Origin of the sequence: Subdoligranulum variabile (genome assembly GCF_025152575.1) — a bacterium.
GTDB classification, from domain to species: domain Bacteria; phylum Bacillota; class Clostridia; order Oscillospirales; family Ruminococcaceae; genus Gemmiger; species Gemmiger variabilis.
The window spans coordinates 2,816,218-2,831,619 of record NZ_CP102293.1; the positions used below are offsets into that span (position 1 = coordinate 2,816,218).

Annotated in this window: 18 protein-coding genes and 1 other annotated feature; of the genes, 16 read left to right on the plus strand and 2 right to left on the minus strand. The window is 57.1% G+C overall.

All coding sequences use genetic code 11. The features are described from left to right. The first annotated feature begins 131 nt into the window (after window positions 1-131). The 7 genes from rpmG (at window position 132) to rplL (ending at window position 3,651) form a co-directional block, all read left to right on the plus strand. On the plus strand, window positions 132-281 hold the full coding sequence (rpmG, locus tag NQ490_RS13260) for a 50S ribosomal protein L33 (RefSeq protein ID WP_007046681.1): 150 nt from the start codon (window positions 132-134) through the stop codon (window positions 279-281). A gap of 16 nt (window positions 282-297) precedes the next feature. Then, window positions 298-573 (plus strand): preprotein translocase subunit SecE, encoded by a 276-nt coding sequence (gene secE / locus NQ490_RS13265; protein WP_007046680.1) that lies wholly within the window; start codon window positions 298-300, stop codon window positions 571-573. A 24-nt stretch (window positions 574-597) separates the two neighbouring features. Then, the gene (gene nusG / locus NQ490_RS13270; protein ID WP_007046679.1) at window positions 598-1,137 is read left to right on the plus strand and encodes a transcription termination/antitermination protein NusG; all 540 of its coding nucleotides are present in this window, start codon (window positions 598-600) and stop codon (window positions 1,135-1,137) included. 153 nt (window positions 1,138-1,290) lie between these two features. After that, window positions 1,291-1,716 (plus strand): 50S ribosomal protein L11, encoded by a 426-nt coding sequence (rplK, locus tag NQ490_RS13275; protein ID WP_007046678.1) that lies wholly within the window; start codon window positions 1,291-1,293, stop codon window positions 1,714-1,716. 18 nt (window positions 1,717-1,734) lie between these two features. Continuing rightward, window positions 1,735-2,427, plus strand: coding sequence for a 50S ribosomal protein L1 (gene rplA / locus NQ490_RS13280; protein WP_007046677.1), 693 nt, complete (start codon window positions 1,735-1,737; stop codon window positions 2,425-2,427). Window positions 2,428-2,479: 52 nt separating this feature from the next. Continuing rightward, window positions 2,480-2,620, plus strand: a sequence feature (ribosomal protein L10 leader region). A gap of 49 nt (window positions 2,621-2,669) precedes the next feature. Continuing rightward, window positions 2,670-3,182: a 50S ribosomal protein L10 gene (rplJ, locus tag NQ490_RS13285; RefSeq protein WP_007046676.1), complete on the plus strand. Its 513-nt coding sequence runs from the start codon at window positions 2,670-2,672 to the stop codon at window positions 3,180-3,182. 91 nt (window positions 3,183-3,273) lie between these two features. Continuing rightward, window positions 3,274-3,651: a 50S ribosomal protein L7/L12 gene (rplL, locus tag NQ490_RS13290; protein ID WP_040917636.1), complete on the plus strand. Its 378-nt coding sequence runs from the start codon at window positions 3,274-3,276 to the stop codon at window positions 3,649-3,651. 132 nt (window positions 3,652-3,783) lie between these two features. Here rplL and NQ490_RS13295 read toward each other — a convergent pair whose 3' ends face one another. Continuing rightward, a complete protein-coding gene (locus tag NQ490_RS13295) occupies window positions 3,784-4,236 on the minus strand; it encodes a CBS domain-containing protein (RefSeq protein ID WP_007046674.1) in 453 nt (150 codons plus the stop codon). Window positions 4,237-4,419: 183 nt separating this feature from the next. Here NQ490_RS13295 and NQ490_RS13300 point away from each other — a divergent pair, with 183 nt between their 5' ends. The 9 genes from NQ490_RS13300 (at window position 4,420) to NQ490_RS13340 (ending at window position 14,323) form a co-directional block, all read left to right on the plus strand. Beyond that, the gene (locus NQ490_RS13300) at window positions 4,420-4,773 is read left to right on the plus strand and encodes an Asp23/Gls24 family envelope stress response protein (protein ID WP_007046673.1); all 354 of its coding nucleotides are present in this window, start codon (window positions 4,420-4,422) and stop codon (window positions 4,771-4,773) included. A gap of 20 nt (window positions 4,774-4,793) precedes the next feature. After that, window positions 4,794-6,479: a DAK2 domain-containing protein gene (locus NQ490_RS13305; protein ID WP_007046672.1), complete on the plus strand. Its 1,686-nt coding sequence runs from the start codon at window positions 4,794-4,796 to the stop codon at window positions 6,477-6,479. A 61-nt stretch (window positions 6,480-6,540) separates the two neighbouring features. Then, on the plus strand, window positions 6,541-8,625 hold the full coding sequence (gene recG / locus NQ490_RS13310; protein WP_007046671.1) for an ATP-dependent DNA helicase RecG: 2,085 nt from the start codon (window positions 6,541-6,543) through the stop codon (window positions 8,623-8,625). Window positions 8,626-8,713: 88 nt separating this feature from the next. Beyond that, window positions 8,714-10,045 (plus strand): D-alanyl-D-alanine carboxypeptidase family protein, encoded by a 1,332-nt coding sequence (locus NQ490_RS13315; protein ID WP_040917634.1) that lies wholly within the window; start codon window positions 8,714-8,716, stop codon window positions 10,043-10,045. Window positions 10,046-10,070: 25 nt separating this feature from the next. Beyond that, window positions 10,071-11,522, plus strand: a complete 1,452-nt coding sequence (locus tag NQ490_RS13320) for a nicotinate phosphoribosyltransferase (RefSeq protein WP_007046669.1) — start codon at window positions 10,071-10,073, stop codon at window positions 11,520-11,522. A 79-nt stretch (window positions 11,523-11,601) separates the two neighbouring features. Further along, window positions 11,602-12,009, plus strand: a complete 408-nt coding sequence (locus NQ490_RS13325; protein WP_007046668.1) for a putative ABC transporter permease — start codon at window positions 11,602-11,604, stop codon at window positions 12,007-12,009. Window positions 12,010-12,339: 330 nt separating this feature from the next. Then, a complete protein-coding gene (locus NQ490_RS13330) occupies window positions 12,340-12,477 on the plus strand; it encodes a hypothetical protein (RefSeq protein ID WP_007046666.1) in 138 nt (45 codons plus the stop codon). A 160-nt stretch (window positions 12,478-12,637) separates the two neighbouring features. Then, complete coding sequence (locus tag NQ490_RS13335; RefSeq protein ID WP_007046664.1) at window positions 12,638-13,657, plus strand: glycosyltransferase family 2 protein; 1,020 nt, start codon at window positions 12,638-12,640, stop codon at window positions 13,655-13,657. A 12-nt stretch (window positions 13,658-13,669) separates the two neighbouring features. Next, window positions 13,670-14,323, plus strand: a complete 654-nt coding sequence (locus tag NQ490_RS13340; RefSeq protein WP_007046663.1) for an HAD family hydrolase — start codon at window positions 13,670-13,672, stop codon at window positions 14,321-14,323. Window positions 14,324-14,375: 52 nt separating this feature from the next. Here the strand turns inward: NQ490_RS13340 and NQ490_RS13345 are convergent, their stop codons facing one another. Further along, window positions 14,376-15,272, minus strand: coding sequence for a MerR family transcriptional regulator (locus NQ490_RS13345; RefSeq protein ID WP_007046662.1), 897 nt, complete (start codon window positions 15,270-15,272; stop codon window positions 14,376-14,378). Window positions 15,273-15,402: the final 130 nt, after the last annotated feature.

Genomic DNA, 15,402 nt, shown 5'->3' on the forward strand with positions numbered 1-15,402 from the left:
GCCTTGACTTAACCCCGCGGTTGTGCTATTATGATAGCACCTCTTTTGCGGGTTTATTTTTTATGCCCTTTTTCGGGGGCAGCCCGTAAGCGCGAGGGAGGCTTATTAACCGATAATGGAGGTGCCGAACAATGACTGTCAAGATCACCCTGGCTTGCACCGAGTGCAAGCAGCGCAACTACAACAAGGAGAAGAACAAGAAGAATTCTCCCGATCGTCTTGAGATGAAGAAGTATTGCCGTTTCTGCAAAAAGCATACCCTTCACCGCGAAACCAAGTGAGGATAGGAGCTTAGAGATGGCGGATAAGAAATCTTCGAACACCGCAGCCCAGGCTCAGAGCGACAAAAAGAAAAAGACTTCGGTTTTTGGTAAGGTCAAGAACTTTTTCAAAGGCATCGCAAAGTATTTCAAGGATACCAAGAGCGAGCTGAAAAAGGTCGTTTGGCCCAGCAAAAAGGATGTCAAGACCAACACCATCACGGTCATCGCGGTCGTGCTGATCGCGGCGATCGTCCTGATTGTGCTGGACCTTATCTTCGGCGGCGCGATCCACCTAGTGGTCGGCGCCTGAGCGCTTGAGCGGAGGCAATGACCAATGGCTGAACAGGCAAACTGGTATGTGGTGCATACCTATTCCGGCTATGAGAACAAGGTCGCACAGGACCTGATGACGATGGTGGAAAACCGCCGCCTGCAGGACCTGATCTGCGACGTGAAGGTCCCGACCGAGACTGTGATCGAGGAAGTGCTGGACAAGACCGGTAACAAAACCGGCGAAAAGGAAGTCCAGCGCAAGCTTTACCCCGGTTATGTCTTTGTCAAGATGGTCATGAACGACAACACCTGGTACATCGTGCGCAACACGCGCGGCTGCACCGGTTTCGTCGGCCCGGAGTCCAAACCGGAGCCGCTGACCGAGGCGGAGGTTGCCAAGATGGGCGTCGAGACCACGGCCGAACTGCAGGTCGACTACAAAGTCGGCGACACGGTCGAAATCACCGCTGGCCCGATGGAAGGTTCCGTCGGCACCGTGGAGGAGATCGACATTCCTGCGCGCAAGGTGCGCGTGAAAATCACGATGTTTGGCCGCGAGCTGCCTGCTGAGCTGGAGCTCCATCAGGTCAAACTGTTCTGAGAAAATTCTCGGAACGCAAGCAATTTCCGGTAAGAACCGCGAACGGGCCTGTTCCCGGGGTACGGTTTTTATAGGGTATGCGGTGGTCGCATACCCGTGGGAGGCCTGCACCGCGGGCCGCAACTCACCACAAAATTTGGAGGTGCAAGTATCATGGCACAGAAAATCACTGGCTACATCAAGCTGCAAATTCCCGCCGGCAAAGCGACTCCGGCTCCCCCCGTTGGTCCTGCCCTGGGCCAGAAGGGCGTCAACATCATGGCGTTCACCAAGGAGTTCAACGAGCGTACCAAGAACCAGATGGGTATGATCATCCCCGTCGTCATCACCGTGTACGCTGACCGCTCCTTCAGCTTCATTACCAAGACCCCCCCGGCGCCCGTTCTGATCAAGAAGGCTGCCGGCATCGACACCGCCTCCGGCGTGCCGAACAAGAACAAGGTCGGTTCCATCACCCTGGCCCAGGCCGAGGAGATCGCCAAGACCAAGATGCCCGACCTGAACGCCGCCTCTCTGGAGGCTGCCGTCAGCATGATCAAGGGCACCGCCCGCAGCATGGGCGTTACCGTTGAGGGTTGAACAGGAGGGGAATAAGCAATGAAACACGGCAAGAAATATACCGATGCTGCCAAACTGATCGAGAGCAGCAAGACTTATGATCCGGCCGAGGCCCTGGAGCTCTGCTGCAAGACCGCGACCGCGAAGTTCGACGAGACCGTCGAGCTGCATGTCCGTCTGGGCGTTGACAGCCGTCACGCTGACCAGCAGGTCCGCGGCGCCGTTGTTCTGCCCAACGGTACCGGCAAGAACGTCCGCGTCATCGCCATCGCCAAGGGCGACGCTGCCAAGGCTGCTGAGGCTGCCGGTGCGCAGGAGGTCGGCGACGACGATCTGATCGCCAAGATCCAGGGCGGTTACCTGGACTTCGACGTTCTGGTTACCACCCCTGACATGATGGGCCGCGTTGGCCGTCTGGGTAAAATCCTTGGCCCCCGTGGTCTGATGCCCAACCCCAAGGCCGGTACTGTGACCCCCGATGTCGGCAAGGCTGTTACCGATGCCAAGGCCGGTAAGATCGAGTACCGTCTCGACAAGCAGAACATCATCCATGTGCCCATCGGCAAGGCCTCTTTCGGCGCCGAGAAGCTCATGACCAACCTGGACACCGTTCTGGATGCCATCGCCAAGGCGAAGCCCGCCGCGGCCAAGGGCCAGTACTTCAAGAGCGCGACCGTCGCCACCACCATGGGCCCTGGCGTCCGCGTTGCCACCAACAAGTACGGTGTCTGATCCCAGCGTTTGCTGAATTCAAAAAGTACTTGACAAACGCACGTTTGCGTGCTATACTATCTAAGCTGTTTTTAAGACAGCAGGTGCCGCGAGGCATAATGGGGTAACCCAACCTGCCGAGAAACGTGCGTTTGATTGCTGTGCTTTCAAGCCCTTTTCCCGGCGACGGGAAAGGGGCTTTTTTGTTACACGAAAAGCCGCTTACCGTTACCAAACTGTAAGTGGAACGAGGTGAAATTCAAATGCCCAGTGCAAAGATTCTGGAATCCAAGAAGGCTCTTGTCAAGGCCCTGAACGAGGAGATCGCTTCTTCTCTGGCCGGTGTGGTTGTCGCATACAACGGCATCAGCGTGGCCGATGACACCAAGCTGCGTAAGGAACTGCGTGAGGCCGGCGTGCACTACATGGTCGTCAAGAACACCATGCTGCGTCTCGCCGTCAAGGGCACCCAGTACGAGGGTCTGACCGAGTACTTCAAGGGTGACACCGCCGTTGCCCTGTCCCCCGAGGACCCGGCTGCTGCGGCCCGCATCCTGTGCAAGTTCGCCGATGCCGACAAGTCCAAGCGCTTCGTCGTCAAGGGCGGCTTCTGCGATGGTCAGGTTATGGACGCTGCCGGTGTCAAGGCTCTGTCCACCATGCCCAACCGCGAGGGTCTGCTTTCCATGCTGGCCGGTTCCCTCAACGGGATCATCGGCGGTCTGGCTGTGGCCCTGCAGGCTGTTGCCGACAAGCAGGAGGAACCCGCAGCTTGATTGTAAATCAAGCTGCGTGAGCACCTCGGCGCAGTGCTCGTTAAACCTGTGCGCCGCCTAACAAACTCAATTTTAAATGGAGGTAACTACCATGGCTTCTGAGAAGATCACTGCCATTGTCGAGTCTGTCAAGACTATGACTGTTCTGGAGCTCAAAGAGCTCGTTGACACCATCTGCGAGGAGTTCGGCGTTTCCGCTGTTGCCGCTGCTGCTCCCGCTGCCGCCGGCGCTGCTGCCGCTCCCGCTGAGGAAGAGAAGACCGAGTTCGACGTCATCCTGAAGGACGTCGGCGCCAACAAGATGCAGGTCATCAAGACCGTCAAGGAGCTGACCGGTGCTTCCCTGATGGAGGCCAAGAAGCTCGTCGAGACCCCCGATGCCAAGCTGAAGGAGCAGGCTTCCAAGGCCGACGCCGAGGAGATGCAGAAGAAGCTGGAAGAAGTCGGCGCCAAGGTCGAGCTGAAGTAATTCAGTTTTCCAGACTGTCATTTTACACCGCATGGTTTTACCGCCATGCGGTGTTTTTGTTTTGCAAAAAAAGACGCGATGCCTTGCGGCATCGCGCTGCTGGGGAAAACGGGAAAGAGAATGACAAAAGGATCAGGTGTGCTGCCGCGGAGCGGTACTGCGGGGACGTTTTTCACCAGGGATCCCGGCAAACTTGCCGTACATATCCTTTAACAGAACGGTGCGGCGTACCATGCCGATGAAGACGTTGCGGTCATCCACCACCGGAACGAAGTTCTGATCGATGGCTGCCCGCAGCAAGGTGGGCATATCGGTGGTAACGGTAACGGCCTTGTAATCTCGGCGGCGGGGAAAGCTGGCAATGGGAACATCCTCGCTGGCTTCCAGATCCAGCCCGTGCAGGTTCTTCATGCCCCACAGGATATCTCCCTCGGTGATGGTGCCCACATACTCGCCGTTGCGTTTCAGAACGGGAATGGTGGCGAAACGCTGGTTGGCCCATTTCTCCAGCGTCTGGCGCAGGGTGAAATCCTCGTAGATATATAATACGTCCTGCTTGGGGGTCAAAAAGAACAAAAGATTCATGCGTAAATGCACTCCTTTTGGTGGTAGTGTTGTTTCTATAACCAGTATATACGTTCAGCCTGTAAACTTTGTGAATGGTTTGTTAAAAAACAACTGCTCGGATTTTTCTTGAAAAAAGACTGTTCAAACGGTAAAAAGTGGTGTATAATAAACCTAATTAAGCCCAACAAAGGAGGATCGCAGATGATCACCAAGGTGAATCCTTACGGACATATCTCTTTGACCAACGACTATTTCTCCGGCCTGGTGGAGCAGGCGGCCAAGCAGTGCTACGGCATTGCGGCTATGGGGCAAGCCCCTGCCGAAAGTGTCGTGCGCAACGCGCTGCGCACCGGCAGTCTGCCGCCGAAGGGCGTCACCGTCACGCAGGAGGGCGGGCGTCTGGTCATCGCGCTGCATATTAAAGTGGGGTATGGGCTCAATATCTCTACCATCACGCAAAGCATCACCCATCGCGTCAAGGACGAGGTGGAGCATGCCACCGGCCTGAAGGTCGCGCGCATTGATGTGTATGTGGACGATATTCTGGCAGATTAAGACATGAGGTGTAACATACGATGATTACTGGTCAGATCCTGCGTGACGCCATTCTTTCCGGCGCCAACAACATTGCAAATCAGCGCACCCGGGTGGATGAGCTGAACGTTTTTCCTGTCCCGGACGGTGATACCGGCACCAATATGAGTATGACGGTCGGTGCCGCTACCCGTGAGCTGGAGGCCCTGCCCGACAGCTGCACCGTGGCCGAGGCAAGCAAGACGGCGGCTTCCGCCATGCTGCGCGGCGCCCGCGGCAACTCCGGTGTAATTACGAGCCTTTTGTTCCGCGGTTTCTCCAAGGCCCTGAAGGACAAGACTGAGGCCAGTGCCGCCGACCTGGCAATGGCGCTGCAGATGGGCGTTGAGGCTGCCTACAAGGCGGTCATGAAGCCCACGGAGGGCACCATCCTGACCGTCACCCGCCTGGCGGCCGAAAAAGCTCAGCAGTGCACCGATATGGAAATTCCCGCCATGTGGGACGCCACGCTGGAAGCGGCGCAGGAAGCCCTGAACGATACGCCGAATCTGCTGCCTGTTCTGAAGAAAGCGGGCGTGGTGGACGCCGGTGGCCAGGGTATCATGCTGGTGTTCGAGGGCATGAAGCAGGTCTTTGACGGCGGCGAGATCATCGCCGGTGCTGAAGTGGCGGCCAAGCCCAAAGTGTCCAGCGAGGCGGCCGGCAAAGGTGTCTTTGCCGACGACCTGATGAAGGTAGAGGATATCAAGAACGGCTATTGCACCCAGTTCCTGCTGCATAAAAATGCCGATGCCAGCGTGACCCGTCTGCGGGCCTTCCTGGAATCCAACGGTGATTCTGTGGTGGTCATCGAAGATGACGATGTGGCCAATTGCCATGTGCATACCTCCGATCCCGGCATGATGCTGTCCGAGGCAATCAAGTACGGCTATCTGACCGACTTCAAGATCGAGAACATGCATGAGCAGTTCCTGGCCCGCCAGAAACAGGGCAAGGGTCTGGAGAAGCAGGCGCAGGCTGAGGAAAACAAGGAAAGCGAGTTCACCTACGCGGCGGTGGATCCCGAGCGCGAATATGGCTTCGTGGCCGTTGCCGCCGGTGAGGGCCTGAAGAACGTCTTCACCGATCTGGGTGTGGATGCCGTTGTCAGCGGTGGCCAGACCATGAACCCCTCCACCGAGGATATCCTGGCGGCCATCCAGAGTGTGCCCGCCAAGACGGTCCTCGTCCTGCCCAATAACAAGAATATCATCATGGCGTCCGAGCAGGCGCAGAAGCTGGCGGATCGCAAGGTCATCGTGCTTCCCACCCGCACTGTGCCCCAGGGCATGACGGCGATGCTGAACTTTGATCCCGAGGTCAAGCCCGACGAGAATGCTGTCAACATGATGCAGGCGGCAGACCGTGTGAGCACTGGTCTGGTGACCTATGCAGCCCGCGACAGTGAGTTTGACGGCAAGCCCATCAAGAAGGGCGAGATCATGGCGCTGGAGAATGGCAAGATCGTGGCCACCGGCACCGACATCGTCAAGGTTACCTATCGTCTGGCTCGCTCCATGCGCAAGAAGGATACCCAGTTCATCACGGTGATTTCCGGCTGCGATGTGAGTGACGAGGACGCCGAGCACACCACTGAACTGGTCCGCGCCAAGTGCGGCGGGAATATTGAGGTCAGCCACATCAGCGGCGGCCAGCCGGTGTACTACTACATGATCTCGGTAGAGTAATCGGCAAGCGAAAACGACAAAAGGCGAATTTGGGGAAGTTCCGAGTTCGCCTTTTTCCTTTATGGCGGCTCGCCGCCCATCCGAAACAGAAAGGAGGTCCCCTGTGGCAACCATCGACAGCTCCATCCAATATCTCAAGGGCGTGGGTCCTGCCTTCGCCAAAAAGTTTGAAAAGCTGGGTGTTCATACCATCCGGGACCTTCTGCTTTGCTATCCGCGCAAATATATCGATTATACCCAGCCCTATACAGTGGCTTCCGCGCCCTATGACGTGGATTGCTGCGTAAAGGCCACGGTTCTGCAGAAAGAACCGGCCCGGCGCATCAAGGGGGGGCGTGTGCTCAGCCGGGCATTGGCGGCCGACGATTCCGGCGTGCTGGCTTTGTCCTGGTTCAACGCTTCCTATGCGGCGGATAAACTGATTGTCGGCCAGACCTATTATTTTGAGGGACGTGTGGGCGGTACACTGACCCATCGGGAACTGCTGCATCCGCTGGTTCGTACCGAAGCCCAGGTGGCGGCCAGCCCCTTTGTGCCGGTCTACCACGGCACAGAAGGACTTCCGGCCTCGCGGCAGGCAAGCTGCGCCCAGGCGGCACTGGCCTATGTGGAGGAACTCCAGGATCCGTTGCCGCCGGAATTGCTGATTCGCTATCGGATGCCCACCAAGGCACAGGCGGTTCGTGCCGTGCATGCACCGCGCAATCAGGCAGATCTTGCGGCAGGACGCCGTCGCCTGATTTTTGAGGAACTGTACCTTCTGCAGATCGGCATCTTTTTGCTGCGCAGCCATGGACGCCGGCAGACCAGTGCACCCATGCGCCCCATGAAGCTGGACCCGTTCTGGGGGAGTTTGCCCTATCAGCCCACGGGTGCCCAGCGCCGCGCCACAGAAGAAATTCTTCACGATCTCTGCGCTGATGTGCCGATGAACCGATTGCTGCAGGGAGATGTGGGCAGCGGCAAGACATTGGTGGCGGCGGCGGCGATCTGGTTTGCCGCCCAGAACGGCTGGCAGAGCGCCATGCTGGCGCCCACGGAAATCCTGGCCAGGCAGCATGCGGCCACGCTGGCGGACCGGCTGGAGCCTTTCGGCATCAATGTGACACTGCTGGTAGGGGGCATGAAGGCCAGCGAAAAGCGGATCGCCTTGTCGGCCATTGCCGATGGCCGTGCAGGGCTGGTGGTGGGCACCCACGCGGTACTTACCGATTCGGTGGTTTTCAAAAATCTGGGACTCGCCATCGTGGACGAGCAGCACCGGTTCGGTGTACGGCAGCGCGGGTTGCTGGCGGGCAAGGCGCAGAGTCCTCATCTGCTGGTGATGAGTGCTACGCCCATTCCGCGTACGCTGGGACTACTAATGTACGGTGATCTGGATATCTCGGTACTGGACGAGCTGCCGCCCGGGCGCAAGCCCATCAAGACCTGGTTCATCAATGGCAAAAAGCGGCGGGATATGTACGGCTTTCTGGATAAGCAGATCGAGGCGGGACACCAGGTGTACATCGTCTGCCCGGCCATTGAGGAAAATGAGCTGGATACCGGCATGCAGGCCGTCAACAAATACTATACCGAGGTTGCCTGCGCCATGCTGCCCCACCGGCGCATCGGGTTGCTGCATGGCAAAATGAAGCCCAAAGAAAAGGACGAGGTCATGCAGCAGTTCAAGGCCGGGGAGCTGGACGTGCTGGTCTCCACTACCGTGATCGAGGTCGGTGTGGATGTGCCCAATGCTACAGCTATGGTCATCGAAAATGCCGAGCGATTCGGTCTTTCAGCGCTGCACCAGCTTCGCGGTCGCGTAGGACGGGGAGCAGCAGATTCCTGTTGCATCCTGATCTCCGACAATGAAAACGATTCCGTGCGGGAACGTCTGCGGTTTCTCTGTCATACATCGGACGGTTTTGCGGTGGCCAAATATGACCTGGAGACCCGCGGCCCCGGCGATTTCTTTGGTCAGGCACAGCATGGTCTGCCGACCTTGCGGGTGGCGGACCTGGTGCAGGATACCCGCACGCTGCGGGTGGCACAGGACGAGGCCAAAGCGCTGCTGGCCGCCGATCCCAACTTGACGGATCCGGGACATCGTGCGCTTTCCGACGAGGTGGAACGGCTGTTCGCCACGGCCGGTGCCATGAATTAAATCCGTAAATCCCTTTTATTTCCGGGAAAAGTTTGCTATACTAAAGGATAACCATAGAACCAACCCTGAACAGAGGAACCACATGCTTATGAAACGATTCTGGGCATTGTTTTGCACCGTTGTACTGGCCTTTGTGCTGGTACTGCCAGTGGCAGCGGAGGGAGAGAGCAGCGCTCTGTCTGCCGACGCACCGGAACTTACAGCCCCGGCGGGCTATGTCGTCAACTTGGACACCAACATCGTGGTGTATGACAAGAACAGCGACACGCAGCTCCAAGCAGCCAGCCTGACCAAGATGATGACCTGCCTGCTGATGCTGGAGCAGTACCAGGATCAGCTGGACACCATCACAGTCACGGCCCCCAGCTATATCTATGATCTGATCTGGGAAAAGACGACCAATGCCTCCACGGCGGATATCCGCAAAGGGGAAACCCAGACGCTGCGCAATCTGCTCTACGCCATGCTGCTGCCCAGCGCCAATGAGGCCGCTTATATTGTGGCGGACTATATGGGCGGCGGCAGTATCGATAACTTTGTGGCCATGATGAACAATGAAGCGGCAGCCATTGGCTGTACGGGAACCACCTTTGCAGATCCCTGCGGTCTGGATGAACGCAACGTTACCACGGCCAAGGATGCCTACCTGATTCTGCGCGCGTTGACAGCCTACGACATTGTGGGAACCGTGATGGGTACGGCCAGCTATGATATGGGTACCAATGACCGGTATACCACGCCCGGCACCTATATCATCCAGAACACAAACAAGATGATCTCCAATACCAGTTATTACCGTGCCTATACCAAGGGCGGCAAGACCGGCAGCCTGGGAGAGTGGCAGAATTTTGCCGGATGGCACAGCCAGGATGGTGAAAATTACATCAGCGTGCTGCTCAATGTGCCCAATGCCACCGATGAGGAAGGCGGGCGTCCGGCCCTTCTCGAGACCGGTACGCTGATGGACTGGGTCTATGCGACCTACACCATTGCACCGGCGCTGGACACCACTCAGCCCATTACGGAAAGCCGCATTGTCTATTCCACCCAGACCGATACCGTTATGCTCTATCCGGCCGATGACATGATGACGCTGCTGCCCCGGGAAGGTGGCGCTGCGTTGACTGAGCAGGTATTCAATCTGCCGGATCATCTGACGGCTCCTCTCAAGCAGGGGGATGTGGTGGGGACCGTGACACTGACCATCGAGGGAGAGAGCATCGGTACGGTGGATTTGATTGCGGGCAGTGATGTGGAGCGCAATCAGATGTTGTATACGATTTCCCGTGTGGGAGAATTTTTCTCCAGCACCTATTTTAAAGTGGTCATCATGCTGACGATGGCGGTCATTGCCGTGTATGCGTTTGTATGGGTATTGTCCATTCTGGGCGTCTGGAGCCGGGAAAGCGAAGATAAATAATGCCGGAAAAATCCATCAGGAGGAAATGACCATGCTGGATGTAAAACGCAATTTGACGACGATGACGGATTTCTATGAGCTGACCATGTCCGCCGGCTATCTGGACGAGGGGTACGAAGACAAGATCGCGGTGTTTGACATGTTTTTCCGTCGGGTGCCGGACGGCGGCGGCTATGCGATCATGGCAGGCCTGCAACAGTTCATTGAGGCGGTGGACAACCTGAAATTCACCGACGAGGACGTAGCGTATCTGCGTTCTACCGGTGTCTTTGATGAGCGGTTCCTGAGCTATCTTGCCAACTTCCAGCTTCATTGCAACATCTGGGCCATTGAGGAAGGTATGCCGATCTTCCCCCAGGAACCTATCGTCACGGTGGAAGGCCCGGCCATCGAGTGCCAGCTGCTGGAGACGCTGCTGCTGGTGACCTTCAACCATCAGTGCCTGATTGCCACCAAGGCCAACCGGATCGTCCGCGCGGCTGCGGGGCGGCCGGTGATGGAGTTCGGCGCCCGCCGGGCCCAGGGCTACGACGCCGCCTATTACGGCGCCCGCGCCTCTTACATCGGCGGCTGTGGTTCCACCTCCTGCGTGATGGCGGCCCGGGATTTCGGAATTCCGGCCTCCGGCACGATGGCACACAGCTGGGTGCAGATGTTCCCCAGCGAATACGAGGCATTCAAAAAATATGCCGAGATGTACCCTGACGCCTGCGTACTGCTGGTGGATACTTACAATGTGCTGCGCCACGGCGTGCCGGATGCGATCAGAGTCTTTGATGAGGTGCTCAAGCCGATGGGCAAGCGCCCCAAAGGAATCCGCATCGATTCCGGCGATATTGCCTACCTCTCCAAGAAGGCGCGCAAGATGCTGGATGAAGCCGGGTACCCCGACTGCACCATCTGCGCTTCCAACAGCCTGGATGAGTATCTGGTCCGTGATCTGATCCTGCAGGGCGCCCGGGTGGACAGCTTTGGCATTGGCGAGAACATGATCACCGCCAAAAGCGATCCCGTCTTCGGCGGTGTGTACAAGCTGGCCGCCGTCAAGGAGGAGGACGGCAGCTACACGCCCAAGATGAAGCTGTCGGAGTCGGCGGAAAAGGTGACGATTCCCTGCCTGAAAAAGGTGTGGCGCATCTATGACGAGGACGGCAAGGCCATGGCCGACCTCATTACTATGGCGGATGAAAAGGTGGAGACCCAGCACGGCATTACGCTGTTCGATCCCATCGAGACCTGGAAAGAGTGCACCTACGTCCACTGCACGGCGCGGTGCCTGTCCACCCCCATCTATGAAAACGGCAAGCGCGTCTATGAAAGTCCGAGTCTGGATGACATCAAGAAATTCTGCAAGGCCCAGGTGAACACCCTGTGGGATGAGGTCAAGCGTTTTGAAAACCCCCACCGCTACTATGTGGACCTGAGCCAGAAGCTGTGGGATACCCGCAGTGCGCTGCTCAAAAAACTCTCCAAATAATTCGTTACAATCAGGTTACAAAGCACATCTCCCGCGCATACTAGTGGCAATACACCGGTAAAGCGCGGGAGGTTTTTTTATGTTGGAACGGATGTGTCTGTTTGTGTTGGGCGGTGGGGGATATCTGAGCATAGAACTGGCCTGGCGTGGGAGTACCCACTGGACCATGTTCCTGGCGGGAGGACTCTGCCTGTGCTTTCTGCAAAGTCTCGCCTCCCGGCGGATTGCACTGCCGGTGGCTGCCGGTGCAGGCGCAGCAGGAGCCAGCCTTCTGGAAGTGGTCATCGGCCTGGTATGTCGCAATTGGCTGCACATTGCGGTCTGGGACTACAGCGCTGAGTGGGGCAATCTGGCTGGACTGATCTGCCCGAGGTACTGTTTCTACTGGTTCTTGTTGTGCGGCTGGGTGGTGGCTGTGCTGCGCGTGGCCGGCAAAGTGACTGGAAGTCCTTTTTATTGTATACAAAGAGCTGCTGCAGAATCCTGAAGTCCTGATTTTGGTACCGCTGATGCTGTATACTGAAAGCATCGAAACAGAAAGGCGGTATCCAACCATGACCCAGCAGTTCAAATATGTCGGCGGCCACATTGAAGTCTATTCGGAGTGCGGGGAGTTTCTCTTCTCGGCAGACACCATGCAGGAAGCATGGGAGGAATTGTCCGCGTGAGGCGTACAAACGCAATGCGTATATGTACAATCTGCCGAAATGGTGGAATATATACAAATAACTTTTGTAAGTTTGTACAAAATGCAGCTTGCAAAAGACGGACTTTTCGCATATAATAAAGACAGAAAACAGAAAGGAGATGGGGTTGCATGTTGAAGCTGCATACCCTGGCTGAATGGATGCACGGTTTCCTGGATCCGGATCGTCCGTATGGTTTGCCGGAGGAGATGTACAATGACGTGATCCCGTCGGGTGTACACACCTACAACCGTACCGATCTGTTCTGAAAACCCATTCATTCCCACGCAAGCATGCCCCGTGCCGATGCCGCCTGTGCATCGGCACGGGGCATTTTTTGCTTGTATTTTTCTGCAAAACAGGGTATTCTATTACTGTTACTGTAGGAAACCGGCACACCTGAGCCGGTCTGTCAAAAGGAGTATCCGCATGAAACTGATTACTTTTACTGTGCCGTGCTATAACTCGGCCGCGTATATGGACCGCTGTATCGAGACACTGCTTCCGGCGGGGGAGGAAGCCGAGATCATCCTCGTGGATGACGGCTCCACCGATGACACCGGCAAGGTGGCCGATGGCTATGCCGAAAAATATCCCAATATTGTACGGGTCATCCATCAGGAAAACGGCGGCCACGGGGAGGGCGTCAACCAGGGCATCCGGAACGCCACGGGATTGTTTTTCAAGGTGGTGGATTCCGATGACTGGCTGGACACCGAGGCACTGGCCAAGGTGATGGAGGTGCTGCGCCGGTATGCGGACGCGGAGACGCCGCTGGATCTTCTTATGGCCAACTATGTCTATGAGCATGTGGCCGACAACACCCGCAACGTGGTGGATTATACCGGGATCCTGCCGGAAAACCGTGTCTTTCACTGGGATGAGATCGGTAAGTTCCCGCCGGACAAGAATATCCTGATGCACAGTGTCATCTATCGCACCGAAGTGCTGCGCGCCAGCGGCATGGTGCTGCCCAAACATACCTTCTACGTGGACAATCTGTTTGTCTACCAGCCGCTGCCTCAGGTCAAGACGATCTACTATCTCAATCTGGACCTGTACCGCTACTTCATCGGCCGCGACGATCAGAGCGTCAATGAGAAGAACATGATCAAGCGCGTGGACCAGCAGCTGCGGGTGACCCGGCTGATGATGGAGGCGGTGGACGTCTTTGCCCTGCCGCCGGAGCAGGAGAAGCTGCGCGCCTATATGCTCAACTACTTCTCCATGATGATGGCTATCTCCAGCATCTTTCTGGCCCTGGATGGCAGCGAAGAAGCGCTGGCCAAGCGGCAGAAGCTGTGGGATGACCTGAAAGCCCACGACGAGCGCCTCTACCGCCGCTGCCGTCATTCGGTGGCGCAGGCCTGCAATCTGCCGGGGTGGCTGGGCTGTAAACTGAGCATTGCAGGCTACCGCATTGCGCAGAAGCTCTTCAAGTTCAACTGAGCGGGTGCTATTATGCAGCAATACAAGACTATTTTGTTTGATCTGGACGGTACGTTGACCGACTCGGCGCCCGGCATCCTCAACTCGGTGCGGTATGCCTGCGGGAAAATGGGGCTGGATGTGCCGGGGGAAGCCACACTGCGTCGTTTTCTCGGCCCGCCGCTGCCATCCTCCTTCCGGGACTATCTGCACTTGAACGAGGCAGATGTGGACCGGGCGGTGGCAGCGTTCCGGGAATATTATCCGGATAAGGGCATCTTTGAAAATGAAGTCTATCCGGGAATCCCGGAACTGCTCCGGGATCTGAAACGCGCCGGAAAAACGGTGGTGATGGCCACCAGCAAGCCGGAAGTGTTCGCCAAGCGTATCATGGAACATTTTGCTCTGGTGGACTGCTTTGATGCCATCTGCGGGGCGACTATCGATGAGACCCGCACGGACAAAGGGGATGTCATTGCCTACGCACTGGAAACGGCACACATTGCGGACCGGCAGCGGACCGTTATGGTGGGGGATCGGGAACACGATGTGAAAGGGGCGCTTCGCAACGGGCTGCCCTGCATCGGGGCGGTTTACGGGTATGGCAGCGCCGAAGAACTCACCGAAGCCGGTGCTGTGGCCCTGGCCGGCACAGTAGAGGAGCTGCGCACCCTGCTGTTGGGATGATAGAAAAAACGAGGAGCCTGCATGCCGACATGTACGGTACGCAGGCTCCTGTTCATTTTTTGTGCGGCTGATTGTCTTTATCGTTGTAATAGAAGTGGGCGTTGTACCAGGCTGCGCTGATGCCGGCTGCTGTGAGGCTTACCAGGATGGCGATGCCCCACCATTCGCTCAGCAGGCCGCGGGGGCCCAGAAAAAGCAGGGCGATGCCCAGCATGAACAGCGCCGGTGCAGCATAGTGCAGCCCTTTCATCAGGCGCAGGCGCCAGGAGGAAACATCTGCTTCGGCAAACTCCGGGTCGCAGCATACACAGCGGACCCGTGCGGTGGGAATGCCGCGGACAGAGGCATAGTAGCGCACGGCGCGGTATTCTATGCCGTCGATGGTGAAATGAGGGTACATGCCTTCCCGGGTGACTACGAGATTCAGACCCTGTGCCCGCGCGTAGCCGAACAATGCGTCGGTAAATTCTGCGGGGGTGGTCACAGGAGTGTCCGGAGTAAAGGTAAAGACGCGTCGATGTTCGGCCCTGCAGATAGCACGGTAGTCGTTGACCCAGTCCCAGCACCAGTGGGAGACAGAGGTTTCCTGCATGCGCCGAAGGCAGGCGTCTGTGTCGAGGGAGGCGGCACTTTCCTGATGCTGCTGCAGTTCCTTGCAGAATTTCCGGGCAGTCTCCAGCTCCCGGGCCTGTTGGGCGAGGCGCTCCGCCTGTTTTTCCGCTGCCCTGGCCAGCGGAAGCGATCCTTGAAGTACCGCACGGATTTCTTCCACCGGCATGTCCAACATGCGCAGGATACGAATCAGTTTGAGGGTACGGACCAGCTCTTCGGTATAGATCCGGTATTCGTTGCTGGGGTCGCGGGCCGGGCAGATAAGCCCGGCTTGTTCATAGTAGCGGATGTTCCGGCTGGAGACGCCGGAAGCCTCGGATGCCTGTTTGATGTTCATCGGGATCCCTCCTTTTCCCTCAGACTATACCCTGCACCCGCTGGAAGGTCAAGGCTTTTTTTCAAATAATCATACCATATACGCCTGTTTTGTGCTATACTGGTGTTGCATTTCAAAACAAAGAGGGAAC

What these genes read in the sequence shown, in the direction of transcription:
- NQ490_RS13335 (WP_007046664.1), top strand. Translation starts at nt 12,638, where the DNA reads ATGAAACTGATTACTTTTACTGTGCCGTGCTATAACTCGGCCGCGTAT.
- rplK (WP_007046678.1), top strand. Translation starts at nt 1,291, where the DNA reads ATGGCACAGAAAATCACTGGCTACATCAAGCTGCAAATTCCCGCCGGC.
- NQ490_RS13295 (WP_007046674.1), bottom strand. Translation starts at nt 4,236, where the DNA reads ATGAATCTTTTGTTCTTTTTGACCCCCAAGCAGGACGTATTATATATC.
- rplA (WP_007046677.1), top strand. Translation starts at nt 1,735, where the DNA reads ATGAAACACGGCAAGAAATATACCGATGCTGCCAAACTGATCGAGAGC.
- recG (WP_007046671.1), top strand. Translation starts at nt 6,541, where the DNA reads ATGGCGGCTCGCCGCCCATCCGAAACAGAAAGGAGGTCCCCTGTGGCA.
- rplJ (WP_007046676.1), top strand. Translation starts at nt 2,670, where the DNA reads ATGCCCAGTGCAAAGATTCTGGAATCCAAGAAGGCTCTTGTCAAGGCC.
- nusG (WP_007046679.1), top strand. Translation starts at nt 598, where the DNA reads ATGGCTGAACAGGCAAACTGGTATGTGGTGCATACCTATTCCGGCTAT.
- rpmG (WP_007046681.1), top strand. Translation starts at nt 132, where the DNA reads ATGACTGTCAAGATCACCCTGGCTTGCACCGAGTGCAAGCAGCGCAAC.
- NQ490_RS13345 (WP_007046662.1), bottom strand. Translation starts at nt 15,272, where the DNA reads ATGAACATCAAACAGGCATCCGAGGCTTCCGGCGTCTCCAGCCGGAAC.
- NQ490_RS13315 (WP_040917634.1), top strand. Translation starts at nt 8,714, where the DNA reads ATGAAACGATTCTGGGCATTGTTTTGCACCGTTGTACTGGCCTTTGTG.
- rplL (WP_040917636.1), top strand. Translation starts at nt 3,274, where the DNA reads ATGGCTTCTGAGAAGATCACTGCCATTGTCGAGTCTGTCAAGACTATG.
- NQ490_RS13320 (WP_007046669.1), top strand. Translation starts at nt 10,071, where the DNA reads ATGACCATGCTGGATGTAAAACGCAATTTGACGACGATGACGGATTTC.
- NQ490_RS13340 (WP_007046663.1), top strand. Translation starts at nt 13,670, where the DNA reads ATGCAGCAATACAAGACTATTTTGTTTGATCTGGACGGTACGTTGACC.
- NQ490_RS13300 (WP_007046673.1), top strand. Translation starts at nt 4,420, where the DNA reads ATGATCACCAAGGTGAATCCTTACGGACATATCTCTTTGACCAACGAC.
- NQ490_RS13305 (WP_007046672.1), top strand. Translation starts at nt 4,794, where the DNA reads ATGATTACTGGTCAGATCCTGCGTGACGCCATTCTTTCCGGCGCCAAC.
- NQ490_RS13330 (WP_007046666.1), top strand. Translation starts at nt 12,340, where the DNA reads ATGTTGAAGCTGCATACCCTGGCTGAATGGATGCACGGTTTCCTGGAT.
- secE (WP_007046680.1), top strand. Translation starts at nt 298, where the DNA reads ATGGCGGATAAGAAATCTTCGAACACCGCAGCCCAGGCTCAGAGCGAC.
- NQ490_RS13325 (WP_007046668.1), top strand. Translation starts at nt 11,602, where the DNA reads ATGTTGGAACGGATGTGTCTGTTTGTGTTGGGCGGTGGGGGATATCTG.